23 protein-coding genes and 1 riboswitch are annotated in these 20998 nt (G+C 40.7%); of the genes, 7 read left to right on the forward strand and 16 right to left on the reverse strand.

Annotated features, from left to right (window positions below):
• Positions 1–44 precede the first annotated feature (44 nt).
• The 13 genes from sufB to NSQ54_15580 all read right to left on the reverse strand — a co-directional run bounded on the left by sufB (position 45) and on the right by NSQ54_15580 (position 12826).
• The gene (gene sufB, locus NSQ54_15520) at positions 45–1442 is read right to left on the reverse strand and encodes a Fe-S cluster assembly protein SufB (protein WYP25714.1); all 1398 of its coding nucleotides are present in this window, start codon (positions 1440–1442) and stop codon (positions 45–47) included.
• Between the two features lie 31 nt (positions 1443–1473).
• Positions 1474–1914 carry a Fe-S cluster assembly sulfur transfer protein SufU gene (sufU, locus tag NSQ54_15525; GenBank protein WYP25715.1) on the reverse strand — a complete coding sequence of 147 codons (441 nt, stop codon included), beginning with the start codon at positions 1912–1914 and terminating at the stop codon, positions 1474–1476.
• The gene (locus NSQ54_15530) at positions 1904–3124 is read right to left on the reverse strand and encodes a cysteine desulfurase (protein ID WYP25716.1); all 1221 of its coding nucleotides are present in this window, start codon (positions 3122–3124) and stop codon (positions 1904–1906) included. The genes sufU and NSQ54_15530 overlap by 11 nt, the downstream gene beginning before the upstream one ends.
• Positions 3124–4425, reverse strand: coding sequence for a Fe-S cluster assembly protein SufD (sufD, locus tag NSQ54_15535; protein ID WYP25717.1), 1302 nt, complete (start codon positions 4423–4425; stop codon positions 3124–3126). The genes NSQ54_15530 and sufD overlap by 1 nt, the downstream gene beginning before the upstream one ends.
• 33 nt (positions 4426–4458) lie before the next feature.
• Positions 4459–5244: a Fe-S cluster assembly ATPase SufC gene (gene sufC, locus NSQ54_15540; GenBank protein WYP25718.1), complete on the reverse strand. Its 786-nt coding sequence runs from the start codon at positions 5242–5244 to the stop codon at positions 4459–4461.
• A 193-nt stretch (positions 5245–5437) separates the two neighbouring features.
• Entirely contained in the window at positions 5438–5827 is a 390-nt protein-coding gene (locus NSQ54_15545) for a carboxymuconolactone decarboxylase family protein (GenBank protein ID WYP25719.1), read from the reverse strand.
• A gap of 384 nt (positions 5828–6211) precedes the next feature.
• Positions 6212–7558, reverse strand: coding sequence for an IS4 family transposase (locus tag NSQ54_15550; protein WYP25720.1), 1347 nt, complete (start codon positions 7556–7558; stop codon positions 6212–6214).
• Between the two features lie 287 nt (positions 7559–7845).
• Complete coding sequence (locus NSQ54_15555) at positions 7846–8655, reverse strand: MetQ/NlpA family ABC transporter substrate-binding protein (GenBank protein WYP25721.1); 810 nt, start codon at positions 8653–8655, stop codon at positions 7846–7848.
• Between the two features lie 23 nt (positions 8656–8678).
• The gene (locus NSQ54_15560; protein WYP25722.1) at positions 8679–9344 is read right to left on the reverse strand and encodes a methionine ABC transporter permease; all 666 of its coding nucleotides are present in this window, start codon (positions 9342–9344) and stop codon (positions 8679–8681) included.
• Entirely contained in the window at positions 9337–10362 is a 1026-nt protein-coding gene (locus NSQ54_15565) for a methionine ABC transporter ATP-binding protein (GenBank protein WYP25723.1), read from the reverse strand. The genes NSQ54_15560 and NSQ54_15565 overlap by 8 nt, the downstream gene beginning before the upstream one ends.
• A gap of 77 nt (positions 10363–10439) precedes the next feature.
• Positions 10440–10558, reverse strand: a riboswitch (SAM riboswitch).
• A gap of 53 nt (positions 10559–10611) precedes the next feature.
• Positions 10612–11889, reverse strand: coding sequence for an MFS transporter (locus NSQ54_15570; GenBank protein ID WYP25724.1), 1278 nt, complete (start codon positions 11887–11889; stop codon positions 10612–10614).
• A 119-nt stretch (positions 11890–12008) separates the two neighbouring features.
• Positions 12009–12398, reverse strand: coding sequence for a glycine cleavage system protein GcvH (gcvH, locus tag NSQ54_15575; GenBank protein WYP25725.1), 390 nt, complete (start codon positions 12396–12398; stop codon positions 12009–12011).
• A 71-nt stretch (positions 12399–12469) separates the two neighbouring features.
• Complete coding sequence (locus tag NSQ54_15580; GenBank protein ID WYP25726.1) at positions 12470–12826, reverse strand: arsenate reductase family protein; 357 nt, start codon at positions 12824–12826, stop codon at positions 12470–12472.
• A 149-nt stretch (positions 12827–12975) separates the two neighbouring features.
• Between NSQ54_15580 and NSQ54_15585 the strand changes: the two genes are divergently transcribed.
• The 5 genes from NSQ54_15585 to NSQ54_15605 all read left to right on the forward strand — a co-directional run bounded on the left by NSQ54_15585 (position 12976) and on the right by NSQ54_15605 (position 15662).
• The gene (locus NSQ54_15585) at positions 12976–13248 is read left to right on the forward strand and encodes a hypothetical protein (GenBank protein WYP25727.1); all 273 of its coding nucleotides are present in this window, start codon (positions 12976–12978) and stop codon (positions 13246–13248) included.
• Positions 13249–13266: 18 nt separating this feature from the next.
• Positions 13267–13587, forward strand: coding sequence for a spore coat protein (locus NSQ54_15590; GenBank protein ID WYP25728.1), 321 nt, complete (start codon positions 13267–13269; stop codon positions 13585–13587).
• 142 nt (positions 13588–13729) lie between these two features.
• Entirely contained in the window at positions 13730–14101 is a 372-nt protein-coding gene (locus tag NSQ54_15595; GenBank protein WYP25729.1) for a GntR family transcriptional regulator, read from the forward strand.
• Positions 14098–14982 (forward strand): ABC transporter ATP-binding protein, encoded by an 885-nt coding sequence (locus tag NSQ54_15600; protein ID WYP25730.1) that lies wholly within the window; start codon positions 14098–14100, stop codon positions 14980–14982. The genes NSQ54_15595 and NSQ54_15600 overlap by 4 nt, the downstream gene beginning before the upstream one ends.
• Entirely contained in the window at positions 14979–15662 is a 684-nt protein-coding gene (locus tag NSQ54_15605; GenBank protein ID WYP25731.1) for a hypothetical protein, read from the forward strand. Before NSQ54_15600 ends, NSQ54_15605 begins: the two co-directional genes overlap by 4 nt.
• A gap of 45 nt (positions 15663–15707) precedes the next feature.
• Here NSQ54_15605 and NSQ54_15610 read toward each other — a convergent pair whose 3' ends face one another.
• Positions 15708–16325: a superoxide dismutase family protein gene (locus NSQ54_15610; protein WYP25732.1), complete on the reverse strand. Its 618-nt coding sequence runs from the start codon at positions 16323–16325 to the stop codon at positions 15708–15710.
• 124 nt (positions 16326–16449) lie between these two features.
• Entirely contained in the window at positions 16450–17376 is a 927-nt protein-coding gene (locus tag NSQ54_15615) for a manganese-dependent inorganic pyrophosphatase (protein WYP25733.1), read from the reverse strand.
• Between the two features lie 400 nt (positions 17377–17776).
• Here NSQ54_15615 and NSQ54_15620 point away from each other — a divergent pair, with 400 nt between their 5' ends.
• Both NSQ54_15620 and NSQ54_15625 read left to right on the forward strand, forming a co-directional pair.
• Positions 17777–18943: a hypothetical protein gene (locus NSQ54_15620; protein WYP25734.1), complete on the forward strand. Its 1167-nt coding sequence runs from the start codon at positions 17777–17779 to the stop codon at positions 18941–18943.
• 296 nt (positions 18944–19239) lie between these two features.
• On the forward strand, positions 19240–20088 hold the full coding sequence (locus tag NSQ54_15625) for a carbonic anhydrase family protein (protein ID WYP25735.1): 849 nt from the start codon (positions 19240–19242) through the stop codon (positions 20086–20088).
• Positions 20089–20134: 46 nt separating this feature from the next.
• Here the strand turns inward: NSQ54_15625 and NSQ54_15630 are convergent, their stop codons facing one another.
• The gene (locus tag NSQ54_15630; protein WYP25736.1) at positions 20135–20935 is read right to left on the reverse strand and encodes a pentapeptide repeat-containing protein; all 801 of its coding nucleotides are present in this window, start codon (positions 20933–20935) and stop codon (positions 20135–20137) included.
• Positions 20936–20998: the final 63 nt, after the last annotated feature.

Below are 20998 nucleotides of genomic sequence, written 5' to 3' on the forward strand. Positions count from 1 at the left end.
TAAAAAAGCGAGCCCGCTGAGGACTCGCTTTTTTATATTTCTAATTATCCGATTGACCCTTCCATTTCAAAGCTGATCAGACGGTTCATCTCAACTGCATATTCCATTGGAAGTTCTTTTGTGAATGGCTCGATGAAGCCCATAACGATCATCTCTGTTGCTTCTTGCTCAGAGATTCCACGGCTCATTAGATAGAAGAGTTGATCTTCTGATACTTTTGATACCGTTGCTTCGTGCTCAAGCGTGATGTTGTTATTTAAGATTTCATTGTATGGAATCGTATCAGATGTGGATTGGTTATCCATGATTAGAGTATCGCACTCAATCTTAGATTTTGATCCTTCCGAGCGACGTCCAAAGTGGCAAATTCCACGATATGTTACTTTACCACCATGCTTAGAAATCGATTTTGATACGATCGTAGAAGAACAGTTAGGTGCAAGGTGAGTGACTTTCGCTCCTGCATCCTGGTGCTGTCCTTTACCAGCGATTGCGATGGAAAGGATTGTTCCTTTTGCACCTTCTCCACGCATGATAACAGCTGGGTACTTCATTGTTAATTTAGATCCGATGTTTCCATCAACCCATTCCATAGTTGCTCCAGCATCTGCAACCGCACGTTTTGTCACGAGGTTAAAGATGTTTGGTGCCCAGTTCTGGATGGTTGTGTAACGACAATATGCATTGTCCTTAACAATGATTTCAACAACGGCACTGTGAAGTGAGTTTGTAGTGTAAACTGGCGCTGTACAGCCCTCTACGTAGTGAACAGAGCTATCTTCATCAGCAATAATTAACGTACGCTCGAACTGACCCATGTTCTCAGAGTTAATACGGAAGTATGCTTGTAGAGGCGTTTCCGTTTTAACACCTTTAGGTACATAGATGAATGATCCACCAGACCATACAGCTGAGTTTAGTGCAGCGAACTTATTATCCGCCGGAGGGATAATCGTTCCGAAGTGCTTTTTGAAGATATCTTCATTTTCACGAAGAGCAGAATCTGTATCCTTAAAGATAATTCCAAGATCCGTAAGCTCTTGCTTCATGTTGTGATAAACAACCTCAGACTCATACTGTGCAGATACACCAGCTAGATACTTTTGCTCTGCTTCAGGAATTCCGAGCTTATCAAATGTGTTTTTAATTTCTTCTGGTACTTCATCCCAAGAGCGTTCTGTTTGCTCAGATGCTTTTACGTAATACGTAATGTCATCAAAGTCTAGCTCTGAAAGATCGCCGCCCCATTGAGGCATAGGCATTTTGTAGAAAAGCTCAAGAGATTTCAGACGGAAGTCAAGCATCCATTGAGGCTCTTCCTTCATACGTGAAATTTCTTCAACGATTTCTTTTGTTAGGCCACGTCCAGAACGGAAGATCGATACGTCACGGTCTGAAAATCCATATTTATATTCACCAATATCAGGCATTTTCTTTGCCATTGTGAATCCCTCCTAATGAGAATCAACTTGCTTATTTGTCTTTCTCGTTCAGCCCTTGTTCCATTGCCTTCCAGGCAAGAGTGGCACACTTTATGCGAGCAGGGAATTTAGTCACTCCCTGTAATGCTTCAATGTCACCCAAATCAAACAAGTCTTCATCATAGTCCTTACCAAGCATCATGTTAGAGAAGATCTCAGACATCTTTAATGCATCTTCGACTTTCATGCCTTTAATGGCCTGAGTCATCATGGATGCAGATGCCATACTGATTGAACAGCCTTCTCCTTCAAATTTAGCGGCTTCAACCTGTCCATCTTCCACTTTCATTTGAATTTGAACACGATCTCCACAAGTAGGATTATTTAAGTTCACGGTTAATGTATCATCAGAGAACTCACCCTGGTTACGAGGGTTCTTATAGTGATCCATAATCACCTGACGATAGAGCGTGTCGAGATTATTAGAAGCCATCACCGAAATACTCCTTTGTTTGAACTAATCCATCTTTTAAAGCGTCGATGTCTTCCTTTGTATTGTACACATAGTAGCTAGCACGTGCGGTTGCAGATACCTTAAGCCACTTCATTAAAAGCTGTGCACAATGATGTCCGGCCCGAACAGCAATGCCTTCAGCATCAAGTACTGTTGCAATATCATGCGGGTGAATATCATCCAATTGGAAAGTCACGACACCGGCCCGTTCTTTAGGGCCAAAGATTGTTAATCCGTCAATTTCTGATAAGCGCTCAAACGAATAAGAAACAAGCTCCTGCTCGTGAGCCTTAATTGTATCAAGTCCTAAATCTTCTATAAAATCAATGGCTGCACCAAGTCCAATTGCTCCTGCAATAATAGGTGTACCACCTTCAAACTTCCACGGAAGCTCTTTCCACGTGGATTCATATAACCCAACAAAGTCAATCATTTCGCCACCGAACTCATACGGTTCCATGTTCTGAAGCAATTTCTTCTTCCCATATAATACACCGATTCCGGTAGGTCCACCAAGCTTATGTCCTGAAAAAGCAAAGAAATCACAATCCAATTCCTGGACATTCACCTTCATGTGAGGAGCTGATTGAGCTCCATCCACGACCATAATGGCTCCATGCTTATGAGCAAGCTGCGTTAATTCCTTAATTGGATTAATCGTTCCTAGCACATTTGACACTTGCATCACAGATACAATTTTCGTATTGGATGTAATTGTCGTCTGTGCCGCATTCATATCAATTGTGCCATCTTCAAGTAGTGTTAAATACTTAAGAGTCGCTCCTGTCGCTTTAGCTACTTGTTGCCAAGGAATGATATTACTATGATGCTCCATCGGAGTGATCACAATTTCATCGTCTTCCGTTAGATTCGCTGTTCCGTAACATCTAGCAACAAGGTTAAGCGCCGTTGTAGTCCCACGAGTAAAGATGATTTCTTCAGTAGAAGCCGCACCAAGAAAAGCGCGAACCTTTTCTCTTGCCCCTTCGTACTCATCCGTTGCTATGGTACCAAGTGTATGAACGCCTCTGTGTACATTTGAATTGTAGCGACGATAATAATCATCCAGCTTCTCAATCACGGTATAAGGCTTTTGAGAAGTGGCTGCACTGTCAAGGTAAACAAGTGGTTTACCATTGACATGTTGATCAAGAAGCGGGAAAAGCTTCTTGATTTCAGCCGCATGCATTACTTCACTTTCCTTTCAATCGCTTCACGTAGACGTTCTTTTACGGACTCGATTGGCAGTTCGTTTACAACAGGGGCAAGGAACCCGTGAATAACCAAGCGCTCTGCTTCTTTACGAGGAATTCCACGACTCATCAAGTAGAACATTTGAAGTGGATCAATACGTCCAACAGATGCAGCGTGACCTGCCGTTACATCATCTTCGTCAATTAGAAGGATAGGGTTAGCGTCCCCTCTTGCCTTCTCACTAAGCATTAGAATACGTTCTGTTTGCTCACCGTTTGATTTAGATGCGCCGTGCTCTATTTTAGAAATACCATTAAAAATAGTGGAAGCAGATTCTTTCATTACACCATGCTTTAAAATTTGTCCGTCAGAGTTTTTACCATGATGGAAAATCGTTGTTGTGATGTTTTGTTTTTGAGAACCTGTTCCGACTGTTACAGATTTCGTATCAGCTGTAGAACCATCACCAATTAGGTGAGTTGTATTTTCAGCCACTGTATTCCCGTTATTCATTAGACCAAGTGCCCATTCTAGACGGCCATCTCGAGCTACATGTCCGCGACGTACAATATACGAAGTGACTTGATCATCCAAGTTATCTACTGCACCAAAGGATACACGTGCGTTTGCACCAACGTGTACTTCAGCAATAATGTTTGCAAGAGAAGCTTTATCCCCTGTAGATGAATAGTTCTCAACGTAAGTCACAGAGCTGTTATCTTCAGCCACAATCACCACGTGGTTAAACAACCCACCATCTGCTTGGTTTTGCGCATAAACAGCTTGTAATGGAAGCTCTACTTCCACGTTTCTTGGAACGTAGACAAATACTCCACCAGCCATAAGTGCTGCATTAATAGCCGTTAAACGGTTTTCAGTAGAATCAACGACTTCAGTAAAGAGGTATTTTTTCAACAGATCAGCATGTTCTTGAACCGCTGTACGTAGATCCGTGAAGATAACACCTTGCTTAGCAAGCTCATCAGATACTTTACTGAATGTTGTATCTCCATTTTCTTGAACGATGACGTTTTGGACATCTTTCTCAATAAGAGATTGGATGCTCTCAGGAAGAGCTTCAAGAGATGTTACCACTTTATTCTCAACTAGCTCATGTGTAAAAGAAGTGAAGTTCCACTTCTCAATCTTTGTTTTATCTGGTTTAGGCAATTCAAGTGATTCCACTTGAGAAACGGCGTTCATACGCAGTTCATTTAGCCATTTTGGTTCGTTCAGTTCATTAGATAATGTTTGGACAGCATCCTGCCAAACTTGTACGTTTGTCTCAACTGGCATATATACCCACCCTTTATTGTTGATCTACTTTTATTATGCTTCCTGATTTACGCGCTCGTCTTCAATACCAAGCTCTGCTTTGATCCAGTCATAACCTTCTGCTTCAAGACGCTCTGCAAGCTCTGGACCACCAGATTTAACAATACGTCCTTGCATCATAACGTGGACTTTATCAGGAGTAATGTAGTCCAACAGACGTTGGTAGTGAGTAATAATTAAGCAACCGAAATCTTCTCCGCGCATTTCGTTTACACCTTTTGAAACAACTTTAAGTGCATCAATATCAAGACCAGAGTCAATTTCATCAAGAATCGCAATTTTAGGCTCAAGCATAAGTAGTTGAAGAATTTCGTTGCGCTTCTTCTCTCCGCCTGAGAATCCTTCGTTCAGGTAACGTTGAGAGAAAGACTGATCCATATCTAGTACATCCATTTTTGAATCCATTTTACGGATGAATTTCATTAGAGAAATTTCTTCGCCTTCTTCTTTTCCAGCATTGATTGCTGAACGAAGGAAGTCTGCATTTGTAATTCCGCTAATTTCACTTGGGTATTGCATTGCAAGGAAAAGACCAGCTTGTGCACGCTCGTCCACTTCCATTTCACGTACATCTTCACCATCAAGGTGGATAGATCCACTTGTGATTTCATACTTAGGATGACCCATGATTGCAGAAGCTAACGTTGATTTACCTGTACCGTTTGGCCCCATGATTGCATGGATTTCTCCACCTTTTACGTCTAAGCTAAAGTCTCTTAGAATGTGCTTTCCTTCTATTGAAACGTTCAAGTTCTCAATTTTTAAATGTGATGCTGCCATTTTCACTACCTCCAATGTATGTGCTGTACAAACAGAATTTACACAGCCGTTCAATTTACTTATTATCATTCTATTCTCATTCTAATCTTATAACAAATCCAACTTGAGTTCAAGGCGTCAAGCCTACTAGGCGAAACTTCATTATAACAAAAAAAGTAGCAACACCAAAGGGTGCTGCTAGATCTCACTCTTATTATTGAAACGCCTGCTTTGATGATTTGTTTCCAAGCTTCTGAATGGCCTCTTGCACAAGGGTTACACCTTGGCTCATTGCAGCTCCTCCACCGAACGCTGCTGCTACTCCAACCGACTCAAGAATCTCCTCTTCACTACAGCCTTGATCGAGACATCCTTTTGTGTGGTAGATAATGCAATACTCATCCTGAGAATAGACACTAATGCCAAGAGCAATTAATTGTTTTCCCTTTTTCGTTAGTGTGCCTTCTTCAAAGCAGGACTCTGTAAACTTATTATAACTTTTTGCAATGTGAGGTAGCTTCTGTGTAAATGAATGGAGTCCTTCTTTGTACGTATGAAGTGCCTCTTGAATCGTGTTATCTTGTTGTGATTGTTGCTGTTCCATGAGCCTCAAACTCCTTCTACTTATAAAATCGTATGTCAGTAGTATGAGCGGGAGGATGAGAAGTTATGCGATATTATTAGGAGGACTACTTTGTAAAAAACATTAGAGAGGAATGTGAGTAAGCAGTTGCTGCATTGGAGTCTTCGCTAAAGATAAAAGAAAGCGAGACATAATATTGATGTGGGAGCAAAACAAGTACATAGCAATAAATCCGCTACATGAGAATCCCTCGCTTTCCACGGGAACGGCCCATAGCCGTCAAGTTAAGAAAGGAAAAAGAAAGAGCTCATCCTTTCTCTTGTAGTGGATCTAGTATTTTCCATCAGGGTACGTATGGGTAGATTGGCTCTTTTTCTATTTTTTTTTGCACCGGATTCTACCGTTTTACTCCACACGCGCATGTGTTTCATAGGCGATCTGTAAGATGTCATAGGGACTTTGATGGCGGTGGCGATGGTCTTTTCGTCCATGTCGGTAAATGCTCTCGTAGATATTTTCTAGAACGTCTTCTAATGAAGAACGATGATAGAGAGCGTATCCTTTTGACTCTTCTATAGCCCTTTTGGCATGATGGATACACTTGTATTCACTGCCTTCGAGGTGGTGCTTTTGATGAAGATAGAACCGGCATTGAAACGCCACCATCGAGGAAAGCAGAATGTGTATAAGTTTCCCATACATGTGGCAGAGAAACCGATCTGGATTCATCGCGCGCACGTGATCAATGGCGAAAAGGGATTTCCACGTTTTGAAAAGAATCTCGACTTGCCAGCGTAAGGAATACATCGGATACAATGCTTGCACATCCATTTCTTCCTGTGTTAGGTTAGTGGCAAGGATTTGGGTATGATCCTTTTTGTCGGCGGATTGGGTATGACCCCCTTTCCGTCTTCTTTTTCGTAAACCGGCTTTCCTCTTGTTTTGTTGATCCTCTGTCAATCGTTGCACGATGACACGGGTTTGAAGGGTGTTCTTTCCTTTGACCCCTAATTGGATGACCCCATAATCTTTGATCGCTCCCGGTTCTAGCTGCTTCGCATCTTCTTCTGGTTTGATTTGGATTCGTTCCCCTTGATCATCTCTAGTCCAATAGGTCATATTGGCCGGCGTCCGCGTGATATAAGAAGCGCCTGCACGATCGATTTGTTTCAAATGGTCGCCAGAAAAGTAGCCGAGATCACGGATGATCAAATCACCTGGTTGAATCGTATCGGCTAATGCATAGGCGGCGTGATGGTCACTTTCTCTTGAACCGGAAAGTAAGGTATGCAAAAATTTCCCCTCATATAGCTCATACTCTAAATGAATTTTCGCTCCATCTGAAGAAGTACCATCTTTCTTTGGTCGTTCAAATGAAGTCGCATCTAAGATGCGGATCCGAGAAAACGGGGTCTCAGGAAGAGGTGGCATGGCCATCAACTCTTGTTTGGCCGCCAATTGAAAAAACACATGCTTCAAAAAAGCCGCTCCTTTTTCATCGAAGCGTTGATGTAAGGCTTGTTTGGAAAGGTGGGTATTGGATTCACGTGAAAGAGCCCCGCAAAGCTGTGTTAACTCTGTCGCACCGACGGGTTGAGGAAGAAAGGAACAAATACTTAGGAAATCCTCAGGTTTTAATTTCTTTAGACGCTGTACAAACCCAACATCTCGGGCAGATTGGCGAAGGTTCGGTACAGATAAAACGTCCAACACGGTTTTCGCAAACGTACTGAACTCCTCTTTTAAAGACACAAACGATCCCTCCCTAGGACTGGTTAAACCCCCATCCTAACGAAGAATCGTCTATAGTTAAACCGATTTTACTTAACTTGACGGCTATGGGGAACGGCCTCAGCCCCTTTCGCGAAAAGGGCACCGCTACAGTGTCTTCACCGCGTTCTGTTCCGTAGGAGTCTCGAGTTCTCCCTCCGCTAGTTTTAATAAAACTACAAATGGCGAATGATTCTGCAATCGAATCATTCGCCATTTGTGTATTGATTTTTTAGTTTATGTCCCAAGCTCAATCATTTCAAAGTAGCTTACTGAACCGGTAATACAGCACCTTCGTACTTTTCTTCAATGAAATCTTGAATTTCTTGAGAGTGAAGTACTTCTACTAATTTCTGAATGTCTTCACGCTCTTCATCACCAGCACGAACAACAATTAAGTTACCAAATGGGTTATCTGTACCACTTGACTCTGTGATCAATCCGTCCTCTGAAGGGTTAAGATCAATCTCAAGTGCATAGTTTGCATTGATAATTAGCGCATCACCTTCATTGTTTTGATATAACTGTGGTAATAGCGATGCATCTACATCATTTCTAAATTCTAAGTTTTTTGGGTTCTCTTCAATATCGTCCAATGTTGCATCATAGCCAACACCTTCAGTTAATGTAATTAATCCTTCTTGTGCAAGTAGTTGAAGAGAGCGTCCTTCTTCTGCAGGGTTATTACTAAAAATAATAAGTCCACCTTCTGGAATATCATCCACATTATCATACTCCGAAGAATACAATGCGTAAGGCTCAATATGAACCGCATCTCCAGCTACTGCAAAATCATATCCAAACTCTTCCGTTTGCTTATCTAGGTAAGGCTGATGCTGGAAATAGTTTGCATCAATATCTCCATCTTCTAGTGCAATGTTAGGAATGTTATAATCTTCCGCAACAATAATATCTAAAGCAATGCCATCGTCCTCAAGGATCGTTGCTGCTTCTTCAAGAATTTCAGTGTGTGGAACGTTTGAAGCTGTAATACGAATCGTGTCTTCATCTCCTGAACCACAAGCTGCAAGTGCAAGAATAATACTGGATGTCCCAAGCGTACCTAAGATTTTTTTCATGTTTCCATCCCCCATCTGATTTTTTAGCGTTTGTCTGTTTTATATGTGAGAAGGTCGCCGATCCACTGCACAATAAATACAATGAGTAGAATGACAACTGTAGCCACCAATGTTACATCGCTATTATTCCGTTGGAACCCTTCCTGATATGCAAGTGTTCCAAGTCCTCCACCACCAACAATTCCAGCCATTGCTGTGTATCCAATCATCGCAATCGTTGTGACTGTAATCCCTGAAATAAGTGCAGGTGTTGACTCTGGTAATAAGACTTTAAAAATAATCGTTGAAGATGTGGCACCCATTGATTGGGCTGCTTCGATGACACCACGGTCAATTTCTCTTAAAGCAATCTCAACCATACGAGCATAAAATGGAGCCGCTCCAATAATAAGTGCAGGCAAGGCAGCGGTTGGTCCAAGAATGGTTCCAACTAATAACTTTGTAAATGGAATAATCAAAATTAACAAGATGACAAATGGTATCGATCGAGTAATATTTACGTAGGCACCAATCACCGTATTAATCGGCTTGTTAGCCCATAAGTTTCCCTTACCAGTTAAATATAACAGTAATCCGAGCAGAATACCAAGAATAAATGTAGCGATTAAAGAAATTCCCGTCATATAGACGGTTTCAAGGGTTGCATCCCAGATGCGATCCCAACGAACGTTTGGAAATAATTCAGTCACGGCGTAACACCTCCGCTTCAACCTCTTTGGTCATGATATAATCTAATGCTTTTTTCTTTTCTACTTCATCGCCGGTGATCTGGATAAAAAGAGTTCCATAAGATCCACCTTGAACCTTTGTAATTTTACCGTGCAGAATGGACACATCAATTTCAAATGTACGAATGAGCTCTGAGATTAACGGGCGCTCTGCACTTGTTCCTGAGAACGTAAGCTGAACGATGTCACCTGATCCAGTATCATTTAAAATTTCTTGAATCGTTTCTTCTGTATCATCCTGCTCCGTAATTTGTTTGAGAAATTCTTTTGTCATTTCTTCCTTAGGGTGTCGGAACACATCAAGTACAGGTCCCTTTTCAACAATTTGTCCATTTTCCATTACAGCAACCTCTGAACAAATCTTACGAATAACATGCATTTCGTGTGTGATCAATACAATAGTCAGCTTAAGCTTTTGGTTTATATCTACTAACAAATCTAAGATCGACTCAGTGGTTTTTGGATCAAGTGCTGATGTAGCTTCATCACAAAGGAGTACCTTCGGATTATTTGCGAGAGCTCTTGCTATTCCCACGCGCTGTTTTTGTCCTCCACTTAACTGAGAAGGATAACTTGCATCTCTTCCTTCTAGCCCCACAAGCTTAATCAATTCTTTCACACGCTGATCTTTATCAGTCCCTTTTACTCCTGCAATTTCTAGAGGAAAGGCGATGTTATCGTACACTGTACGAGACCATAGCAGGTTAAAGTGTTGAAAGATCATTCCCATTTCTTGACGGGATTTACGAAGATCTTTTTTAGATAACTTCGAAATGTCTTCTCCATCTATGTTTACCTCGCCACTTGTCGGACGCTCTAACATGTTCAACATACGTATTAATGTACTCTTTCCTGCACCACTATACCCAATGATGCCAAAGATACCGCCCTTTTCAATCGTTAAGTCAACGCCATCGACTGCGGTAACGGCACCGCTTTTTAATTCAAAGACTTTCTTTAATCCTTTAAGTGTTATCACAAGCGTAATCCTCACTTTCTTCTCGTACTAAACAAAAAAACCTCATGCAGATAAGCAGAAGGTTTTCATCTATCCCTCTCTCATCTATCAAAGTAACAACCGTTACTTTGCTGGAATTAGCACCTGCAGAATCTAAATAAGATTCCGTGGTTGCCGGGCATCGTCGGGCCAGTCCCTCCGCCACTCTTGATAAGAGTTTATTTAATTTGTACTAAGTTGGGAAAATCATAGCATGCAATCGTAACCTGGTCAACTTTTTTCGATAACGAGAGGGGCTGGAATATCTTTCTGCTTTCGTCCAAAGACAAAATAGAAGTAAACAGACCCAATTAAATAGAGACATGCGGTAATCGTAAAGACAATGGCGTAGCCTGTATACGAACCATACATTAATACAATCCCCATGGACACCGGTCCCATGATTGCCCATCCTAATTGAAAAACCATCTGTCCTAATGAATTGGCAAGACCACGCATTGACGGGTCCACCAATCGCATCATGAGTGCAGAATGAATGGGGTTTCCAGCATTCATTAAGGCTTGCCTAAACAGAAAACCAATAACCGCGAGCCATAGAATTTCCGTATAGGCACTTAGTAAAAGAAATGGCAGTGATCCAATTTGAAGAAGGACAACGGCCTTAACCTCACCAAAGCGTTTAACAACACTCGGTCCAATCATCATGGCAACGGCTGTCATCCCCTGTCCGAGCGCCAGAATGATCCCTACAAGTGAATAGCTCACATCAAATCGATCTGTGAAATAAAGGTTTAAATATGGAATAACCAGCCCTGAGCCAAATCCAATTAACAAACTGGCTAATGCAAATAAGACAATTAACTTTAGTGATTCTTTTTTCTCAGCTAACTGCTTGATGCCAGATAGTCGACCTGCTGAGAAAGAGGCTACTTTGCGTTTTTCTTTAATTTTGATGAGAGGCAACAAACCTATACAAACAATGGTTACACCAATTAGTAGTGTAATTCGGACACTCTCAAGCATTGATATGCCAAACCACGTATGTAATGAATCCGTTAAGACTCCACCGAATAAATTCCCAATTACATTGGCTGCCATCATCATGGCAGCATTTAAACTAAACAAATGAACGCGTTCCGATTCCTTAGAGTTTTCTGCAAGAAGCGGAATGGATGTCACTTGGACAAATGCCATGAAAAACCCTGTGATGAAAGCTCCAAGAATTAATAAATCCTCTGCCACACCGACACTTCGCAACACGAGGCTTGCTGCAACCACTACTGAACCAATTAAAATTAATCGTTTTCGTCCAAGCCGATCACTAAGCAATCCGACTGGTAACAAGGCAATCGCTGTAGCCGTAGCTTGCATCGCAATGACACGACCATTTACATCATCAGCATAGCCAAGCTCTCGTATATAATAATTGTAAATGACCATAAAAATGCCCATTCCTACATTAAGCATAAAAGAAGCCAAGAGAAATAGACGTATGTTCAGATTGTATCCTTTGATTTTTGTTGACCAATCCTTTGTAAATTGAGCCATTTGCCCTCTCCTATATCTTTCTATTTCGGTTCCCTAAGTAATCATATACGAACTTCTATAGAAAGAGAAGAGATAAAGCACAAAAAAACCCTTCAAGATTGAAGGGCCTTACGTGCATATTAGTCTTCGCTAATCATTGTGTTGTACTCGTCAGCAGACATTAGCTTGTCCACTTCGCCTGCATCTTTAGGTTCAACGACAATCATCCATGCTTTTTCATATGGAGACTCGTTCACAAATTCTGGAGAGTCATCTAAGTTCTCATTGATTTCAACAACTTTACCACTAATCGGTGCATATAATTCAGATACTGTTTTCACTGATTCAACACTACCAAATGGCTCGTCCGCTTCGATTTCGTCTCCAACCTCTGGAAGCTCAACGAACACGATATCCCCAAGCTCTGATTGAGCAAAGTCTGTAATTCCGATACGGACTTTGTCACCTTCTGTTTTTACCCATTCGTGTTCCTCTGAATACTTAAGTTCTGCTGGTAAATTGTTCGTCATGTCATAACCCCTCCATCAACTTGTTCCAATCTGCATTTATTATAACTGAACTTCCTCATAAAAAAAATGAGTTAGTTCCAGATTTGTTCAAATTGTTCTTCTTTAAATCCAAGAGTGACCTTCTCCCCGTCTGTTGTAATCGGCCGTTTAATCAGCATTCCATCCGATGAAAGCACTTCTAACATTTCATCTTCATTCATTGTTGCCAGCTTATCTTTTAACCCTAGTTCCCGGTATTTTTGACCACTTGTATTAAAGAATTTCTTGAGTTCAAGTCCGCTTTTATTATACAAATCTCTAAGTGTCTTTGGTGATGGCGGATTTTCAACTATATGTATAGAGTTCACATCAACATTATGATCTTCTAGCCACTTCTTTGCCTTTCGACATGTACCGCATTTCGGATACTGATAAAATGTCACACTCATGTTTGTTGCCTCCCTAGGTTTTTTCTACTGCTATTATGTCCGATTTAAGATATCTCTACAATGGATACGCATTTTTGATGGATAAAAACCGACAACATTTTTCAAACTAAGGAAGTATGACCAGTTAGATAAAAGAAGGAGGGTACATCATGCAACAGCAACAACAAGGCACACAATCAAACCAGCAGCAAGGGTTTATGCAAGAACCGCCACAGGTGATCTCTGTAAAGGATCATCTTTACCTTAATGACATGCTTTCATGGAATCTCCTTGCGATGAAAAAAGCGAATTTCTATGCTTCTTATTGTCAGGACACAGAAATCAAGGAAGCGATCACGCAAGCTGGACAGATGCATCAGCGCCATTACGAGCGATTACTGAATCACCTGAAGCCAACTACCGAACAACCGACAGTACAATAAAAAGAAGGGAGCATTCACATGAAAATTCAAAACCAAGAAACATCATTTCCAAAAGATACACAAATGACGGATCGTGAATTTATTACAGATATGTTGACGACTGAAAAGTACATCACACATTCGTATGATGTAACTGAAAATGAAGTGAGTCACTCCGAGCTGTATCAGGACGTAAACACGATTTATCAAGAGTCTCAGGATTGCCAACGTAAGCTTTATGATGTCATGTTTAGAAAAGGTTTGTATGCAATCGATAGTGAATCACCACAGAAATTACAGCAAAGCTACCAGCAATTTTCCGGATACTCCAACCAGTTTCCTTACTCTGGTACGCATTAATGAACTTTAGAAAACACCTCTAGATCAACGCTTTCTAGAGGTGTTTTTCTTATGCCTCCAAAAAATATTCCTTTAATTGGTTGACATCCTACCACCTACGTCATATAGTTAATTACATAAGTAATGAACCAAGGAGGTCAAGATGTCTCACTCGATTGATGATAGTCAGCCGATCTTCCAACAAATTGCAAGACGGATCGCAGACGACATTATAAATGGCACCACAAAAGAAGGCGAGCAAGTACCTTCAACGAATCAATTCGCCAAGCATTATCAGATCAACCCAGCTACTGCCGCAAAAGGGATTAATCTTCTTGTTGAGCAGGAGATCTTATTTAAAAAAAGAGGTGTCGGAATGTTTGTTGCAGAGGGAGCCAAGGAGATTTTATTGAAAGAGCGTAAAGTAGAGTTTTACGAGCGATATATTGTTCCATTGCTACAGGAAGCTGAATACCTACAGCTTAGCAAAACCCAAATTAAGCAGTTAATTGATGAAGGGGGAAATGAAAAATGACGTATCAAGCAACCGTCCAGCAGGTATCAAAGAAAATCGAGAAAAGCCAAATTTTAACCGAAGTCAGTTGCTCGTTTAAAAAAGATGTGATCTACGGACTGTTAGGAAGAAATGGGGCAGGTAAAACAACTTTATTAAACCTCCTTTCAGGAAAAACCCTTCCAGATACAGGAGAAGTTAAAGTCAATAATCATCAACCCTTCAATCACTCTGACACACTGGATCACATTTGTTTTATCCGAGAAAGTAAGAATTTTAAGCCATCCCTTACAATTAAGACAATCTTAAAAACAATGCCTGCCTTTTACCCAAATTGGAATGCTGAAAAGGCGCTTGAGCTTCTTGAGATGTTCGAGCTGCCTCATCACAAAAAGGTGTCTCAGCTTTCAAAAGGGATGGAGTCCGCTCTCGGCATTACAGTCGGTATTGCTAGCAGATCACCACTAACTATTTTTGATGAACCTTACATCGGTATGGATGCCCATGCACGCCAGCAATTTTACGAAGTCTTACTTGAGGATTATTCCGAGTTTCCTCGAACAATTATTCTATCCACTCACCTGATTGACGAAGTGAGTGATTTATTCCAGGAAATCTATTTTATGAAAAAAGGTCAGATCTCCTTGCACGAAACGGTGGAGCAGCTTCAAGAGCGTTCATTTCTTATAAAAGGACCAAAGGAAGCCATTGAAACACTCGCAGCAAAAGGGAAAGTCCTGGATCGTTCTCATTTCATGGGAGATTACAGCATTACTCTTTATATTGAAGACGCGGAAGAATTAGCAAGCCTCCATATACCGGCAAGTTGCTCCAGACAAAAGCTCTCTTTACAACAATTAATGGTTTATCTAACAAATCACAAGGAGGAGTCATTCACATGAATCAGTTAGTTGCTCAACTGCGTATGCATGCTTCTGAACTTATAAAAGGTGCACTCATTTTCTGGACAATTTTGCTTACGATCATTGTGGTCTCTTATTTGATTGCTTTCTTTGGAGGTGTGCCAGATATGTTTGTTGTGACAAACGCACCAATCATTGTCTTTGTCGCCATTACTGCTTTTCGCTTAGTTAAAGAAGATCTTAATTATTCCATTCATCTCGGTTTAACACGAAGTCGATTTGCTTTAGGAAGTCTGGTTTATATTCTTGGGATTTCCGTGCTCTTTAACCTATTTCACCAAATCATTCTTTTTATCGCCGCTACTCTTCAAGGATCTGTTTTAAAAGATACACTAACCTTTCTGTCTTGGTCTTCCATCTTAAACAATGAAACTAGCTTCTTATTGGACTTTGGATTGGATTTGTTATTAACCGTATTAGTAGGATTTCTTCTCTTCTTTCTGGCTAGCTTGTTGAATCGCTTTGGACAGTTAGCGCTGTATATCGTGGGGCTGGTAAGTATTGTTGCAATGATCGTTCCCGCGGTGAATCAAAAGCTATTTGAAATGGTTATGAATTTCTACCATGGAACAGACCCGCTCTTCATATGGGGAATGATTGGTGTACTGATTTTATTGCCAATTTTTAGCTTTTTCACCTTACAGAAAGCTTCTGCATAACTAAAACAAACTGGCTCCCCAAGGAGAACCAGTTTGTTTTAGTTATTATTCATTTGACTCAACTACACCACACGCTACTCGGTCACCAGCATCCCCTGTTGACAATGAATCTTCGTCTGGCCCAGCCTCGTCTTGCTCACTAGATTGATATCTGTCAGGAATATGTCCAAAGTTATCAGGACCTTCATGAATCATGACTGACGTTTCATTCGTTATATCTTCTACAGTAAATTGATCGTAGCTAAAGGTTAGTTGTGCAGTTCCGTCCTCATTCACATAAAGTGGCGGGAAATCCCCCGCATGCTCGCCATGATCTGACCCTTCAGGATTATAGTGTCCTTCAGCCGATGTAAAGGCTCCATCACTGTGATCATGCTCACAGTTTGGTGCTTCGTGTAAATGAAATCCGTGATATCCCGGCTCCATCCCGTTCACCGTAGCCTCTACAAATAGTTTTCCATCTGGAGAAAGGATAAAGTCAACCATGCCAACCGAGTTTCCCTCATCGTTCATCAACTCAGCCGATGCTTCTGGCTCTTTACCTTCCGACACCTCAATATCTGAATCTGGTTCAAATGCATCCGATGCCGGCTCTTCCTCCCCGCAAGCAACTAACCCAAGACTGACTGTGATTCCAAATAAGATTGTTGCAACTCGTTTCATTTAACCGTCTCCCCTCATTATGTATAATTTTCTATAACCGTTATAAGGGGACCTTAAAACATCGATTTCTTGGGAAAATCTAAAAAAGAACTCGGTAACGTGCACCGAGTCCTTAATTGCCTTCTTATTGAAGAATTTCTGATAATGGTGGTACCACTTGTTTTTTTCTAGAAACGACACCAGGAAGGCTCGCTGTATGATTCTCGAGTGTTACATTAAATGCTTTTTCAACCGCATCTGTTACTGATCCAAGAGCAAGAACCACTGAATCATTTGCAAGGATGTCTGTGATCACAAGAACAAACAAATCTAATCCTTTTTCTGAGATCACTTGATCAAGTGTTGCTTCAATCTCAGACTGACGAGCCAAAACATCTTGAACGTCAACCGTATTGACTTGAGCAATCTCAACCTTTTTCTCACCCATTGCAAATTCTTTTGCATCTAAAGAAATCAGTTCTTGAACTGTTTTTTGGCTTAAGTCCGCTCCTGCTTTAAGCATGTCTAAGCCGTACACTTGGCTGTCTACTCCAGCAATGGCTTCAAGTTCTTTTGCTGCTGCCACATCTTGATCCGTGCATGTTGGCGATTTAAAAAGAAGAGAATCTGAAATGATCGCTGAAAGCATCAGTCCAGCAAGTTCCTTTGTTACTTCTACATTGTTTTCTTTAAACAGTTTTAAAAGGATTGTTGCCGTACAACCAACTGGTTCTGCACGGTAATAAAGAGCTTCATTCGTTTCAAAGTTTGCAATACGATGGTGGTCAATGACTTCAACCACACGTACATCTTCAATATCGTTAGCACTTTGTTGCTTTTCGTTGTGATCAACAAGAATGACGTCTGATACTTCATTCGCTACCGTATCAACTAGTCGTGGCGCTTCAGTGTTGAAGTACTCTAACGCAAAAGCCGTTTCCCCGTTCACTTCACCTAAACGAACCGCTTCTACGTCCGCTCCTAGTTTCTTTTTAAGCTCTGCATAGACAATCGCAGAAGTAATTGTGTCTGTATCTGGATTTTTATGACCAAAAACTAATTGTTTACTCATAACTCTCTCCCTCTTTATCCAACTTAATAAGTGTTCATGTCCATATGATCATACCAAATCTTTTCCTTTAGGGAAACCAGTAGAGAAAGGGAAAATGAAAAAATCTGTCGGAATACTTTGATATTAATTTATGTGATGGAATTCTTCACGCAAAATGGCGTAATAATATTCATCCCACCATTTCGAAATGATCGGATGGTTAATCTTTCCGTTGTGATATTCATATCATTTCCTCTCTTTCCTAAAATAAAGAAAAAAATTAATTAGTCGAATCATGACGAATGTGATATGATAGCTTTTATTATTTAGAACTATTTATGTAATCACACAATTTAAATAGTCTGAATTTACACATTAGTAAATGTACACACTTTTTTTAGAATGTTTGGGGGAAATCATTATGAATCCAGTTGTTGTCACCATGATCTTGCTTCTAGTCCTTGCATTAGGAGAGCTTATTTCCATTTTAACAAAAGCTCGCGTTCCTATGCTCCTGGCTTCGTTAATGATTTATTTAGTTCTATTATGGACAGGTATTGTTCCAGCCGGTTTAATGTCAGATTCATTGTTAAAAACATTTGGTTCTCTTGCTATTGCACCACTAATCGTGCATCTAGGGACACTCATTCCTTTTTCGCAGATTAAGGGGCAAGTGAAACCGATCGTTATTGCCGTATCTAGTTCACTATTCGCAGTTGGTCTTGTTCTAATAATTGTTACAGCACTCTTTGATTATACTACAGCCGTTTCAGGGGCTGGACCAGTTGTTGGTGGAATTGTAGCATTTTTATTAACAAGTGAAAAACTAACTCAAATTGGTTTGGGTGCTCTAGCCGTTTTACCTGCACTTATTTTAGCTATTCATAAATTAGCTGGCATTCCATTTGCCTCATACTTTTTAAAGAAACATGCTTTATCGATTAAAGCCTCAATTAAAGATGGATCGTTTAAAGGCTCAACATCCGAGTCAACGAATCCACATGCAGTGGAAACAAGAAAATCAGTACTACCTGATAAGTTCCAAACTCCGATTATTTTACTTGCGCAGTTATTTATTGCAGGTTCAATCGCCATTGGGCTTGATGCATTAACAGGAATAAACTACTCGATTTTCTGTTTAATCATCGGTATTGTAGGAACCTATTTCGGTGTGTTGCAACCACAAATGCTAAACAAAGCCAATTCGACAGGAATTTTTATGGCAAGCTTAATGCTTGTTGTTATCGCATCAATGGATCAAGTAACACCAGATGTATTCTTTAGCTACCTTCCACAAGTCTTTACAATTTGTCTGATTGGTACAGTTGGTGTCATGATCGGTGGTTTTATCATGTCAAAGCTATTCAAGTATGAAAAGAATCTTGGAATTCCTGTGGCGCTCACTGCACTATTTGGATTCCCGGCAGACTACATTCTTTGCGAGGAAGTCGCACGAGAAGTCGGAGAAAACGAAGAAGAGCGCGCAGCCATTATGAATGGGATGGTCACCCCGATGTTAATGGGTGGATTCGCAACCGTTACAACCGGCTCGATTGTTATTGCGAGTATTTTAGTAGAGACATTGTAAAAGAAAAAAGAGGACCGGATGAATCTTTTGATTTGTCCGGTTTTTTGTTTTGGGATAGGCTTTGATGCTTGAAGGTCGGCCGAGTGCTTTGATTTAACACGGGTTTCACCTGGTTGTGCGCGACTTTCAGCCTACTATGAGTGGACTCCCCTCATTTTGCTTGACTCTATTAACCCCCTTACCACAAGTCACCAAAGATGGATAATCTCATAGTTAGTAAAACTATTTTCCCAATCTTAATTCTTTCATTCTAGCGATATAATGGAGATCATTCATATATCTGGAGGGACATTCCTTTGAAACCAGCAAACACATTTTTAAAAACTACAGTAGCAGCGACCATTCTATTATCTAGTACTTCCTTTTTACCTGAAGCAATGATTGCACACGAAAATCAGACAAGCTCATCTATTATCTCTTCACCCTATGATCGTTTAACTGCAAGCGCATCCCAAACTCATGATTGGTCATACTCCGGATCAACGGGCCCTGAATTCTGGGGAGAGCTGGACTCTCAATTTAAAGCCTGCTCAAACGGCACTGAACAATCACCGATTGCGCTAGATCCAAGTGAGGTTGGAGATGAAAAATGGGCCATGGACCTGGATTACGCGAGAACAGAGTTTTTCATTGAAAACAATGGTCATACCATCCAAGCAAATGTGATTGAGAAAAAAGGACAGCCTTCCAATCAATTAACACTTGGCGACTCCACATATGAGTTGGTTCAATTTCATTTTCATTCACCGAGTGAGCATACGCTCGCAGGAGAGTTCTATGAAATGGAAGTGCACCTTGTACATAAAGATGAGCAGGACGATCTTGCTGTTTTAGGGGTATTAATGGAAGAAGGCGAGAAGAACAAAACGCTAAAAGACATGTGGAAGTGGATGCCGACTAGTGTCGGAACTTCAACTAAAACCGTTAAGTTAAATCCTAGTGACCTGGTTCCTACTGATCTATCTACTTTCCAATATGACGGTTCTCTTACTACCCCGCCTTGCTCGGAAGGTGTGAAATGGAGTGTGAGTGATACTTCCATCACACTCTCTGCAGAACAGCTAGAAGCCTTTCAAGATCTGTATCCAGATAACTATCGCCCGATTCAAGATTTAGGGGATCGTGAAGTTGGTTTTCATTACTAAAATTCAGAAGCTCATCGCATTTTACTGCGATGAGCTTTTTTAGTGTTTATATCCAATGAGAAGGTCGCTTTAGATTCATTGGCAATTTAGTCGTTTGATCTCCAATAGCAGCATTCATTTGAGCCTGAGTTAGAAAAAGAGCACCTGTAAAATCTGCTCCACGCACATCTGCATCCCGGAAGTCAGCTCCTAACAACTCTGCACATGTGAAATTAGCTCCACGTAGATCAGCAGCAATGAAAAATACACCTCTTAAATTTGCGCCTTGAAAGTTGTGCCTTTTCAACTGAGCTCCCATAAATTCAAAAGCCGCTTTCTGGATTCTAGGTTCATTGGCTTTTGTAACTCCTACAAGCTCTCCAGCTTCTGAGAGATATTTACTAATCTCCAAACGAATAGATGCAAGATCAAGTGTTAGAATCGTCTCTGGATCACTATAGGTATAGGCATCAATTTTATTAAATTCCTTCTTAAGCTGTGTGTGAATCGGCTTTGTTTCCTCTCTTCTAAGAGCTTCATCTAAATATGAAAGCATCTCATGGAGTTGTTGAATAACCGGGAACACTTCAAACATTTCTCCCGACGATTTTTTATTCCAACTCACACCTTTATATATACTTTGAGATACCTTCTGTCCCGCTCCAAAACATTCATACACTGTGCAGCCCTTGTACCCTTCTTCTCTAAGCTTTGAATGAATGGTACACATAAAGCGGTCATTTAAGTTATGACAGGGAGTCCCTGCTGCTTTGTCTTTTGCAAAATCAGTGGATTGTATATAAGGTAGTGCCACACAACATAGTCCAAAGCACTGAGAACAATCTGATGTCAGCTCTGTCGTAGTCATAGGATGGATCACCGTCTTTCTAACTCTCGTGCCTAAACATTATACCATATAATCCCAAACACT

Origin of the sequence: Alkalihalobacillus sp. FSL W8-0930 (assembly GCA_037965595.1) — a bacterium.
GTDB lineage: Bacteria > Bacillota > Bacilli > Bacillales > Bacillaceae_D > Alkalicoccobacillus.

Bases quoted from the DNA above. Each gene is read 5' to 3' on its own strand.
- sufB (WYP25714.1), bottom strand. From the start codon at position 1,442: ATGGCAAAGAAAATGCCTGATATTGGTGAATATAAATATGGATTTTCA.
- sufU (WYP25715.1), bottom strand. From the start codon at position 1,914: ATGGCTTCTAATAATCTCGACACGCTCTATCGTCAGGTGATTATGGAT.
- NSQ54_15530 (WYP25716.1), bottom strand. From the start codon at position 3,124: ATGCATGCGGCTGAAATCAAGAAGCTTTTCCCGCTTCTTGATCAACAT.
- sufD (WYP25717.1), bottom strand. From the start codon at position 4,425: ATGCCAGTTGAGACAAACGTACAAGTTTGGCAGGATGCTGTCCAAACA.
- sufC (WYP25718.1), bottom strand. From the start codon at position 5,244: ATGGCAGCATCACATTTAAAAATTGAGAACTTGAACGTTTCAATAGAA.
- NSQ54_15545 (WYP25719.1), bottom strand. From the start codon at position 5,827: ATGGAACAGCAACAATCACAACAAGATAACACGATTCAAGAGGCACTT.
- NSQ54_15555 (WYP25721.1), bottom strand. From the start codon at position 8,655: ATGAAAAAAATCTTAGGTACGCTTGGGACATCCAGTATTATTCTTGCA.
- NSQ54_15570 (WYP25724.1), bottom strand. From the start codon at position 11,889: ATGGCTCAATTTACAAAGGATTGGTCAACAAAAATCAAAGGATACAAT.
- gcvH (WYP25725.1), bottom strand. From the start codon at position 12,398: ATGACGAACAATTTACCAGCAGAACTTAAGTATTCAGAGGAACACGAA.
- NSQ54_15580 (WYP25726.1), bottom strand. From the start codon at position 12,826: ATGAGTGTGACATTTTATCAGTATCCGAAATGCGGTACATGTCGAAAG.
- NSQ54_15585 (WYP25727.1), top strand. From the start codon at position 12,976: ATGCAACAGCAACAACAAGGCACACAATCAAACCAGCAGCAAGGGTTT.
- NSQ54_15590 (WYP25728.1), top strand. From the start codon at position 13,267: ATGAAAATTCAAAACCAAGAAACATCATTTCCAAAAGATACACAAATG.
- NSQ54_15595 (WYP25729.1), top strand. From the start codon at position 13,730: ATGTCTCACTCGATTGATGATAGTCAGCCGATCTTCCAACAAATTGCA.
- NSQ54_15600 (WYP25730.1), top strand. From the start codon at position 14,098: ATGACGTATCAAGCAACCGTCCAGCAGGTATCAAAGAAAATCGAGAAA.
- NSQ54_15605 (WYP25731.1), top strand. From the start codon at position 14,979: ATGAATCAGTTAGTTGCTCAACTGCGTATGCATGCTTCTGAACTTATA.
- NSQ54_15610 (WYP25732.1), bottom strand. From the start codon at position 16,325: ATGAAACGAGTTGCAACAATCTTATTTGGAATCACAGTCAGTCTTGGG.
- NSQ54_15615 (WYP25733.1), bottom strand. From the start codon at position 17,376: ATGAGTAAACAATTAGTTTTTGGTCATAAAAATCCAGATACAGACACA.
- NSQ54_15620 (WYP25734.1), top strand. From the start codon at position 17,777: ATGAATCCAGTTGTTGTCACCATGATCTTGCTTCTAGTCCTTGCATTA.
- NSQ54_15630 (WYP25736.1), bottom strand. From the start codon at position 20,935: ATGACTACGACAGAGCTGACATCAGATTGTTCTCAGTGCTTTGGACTA.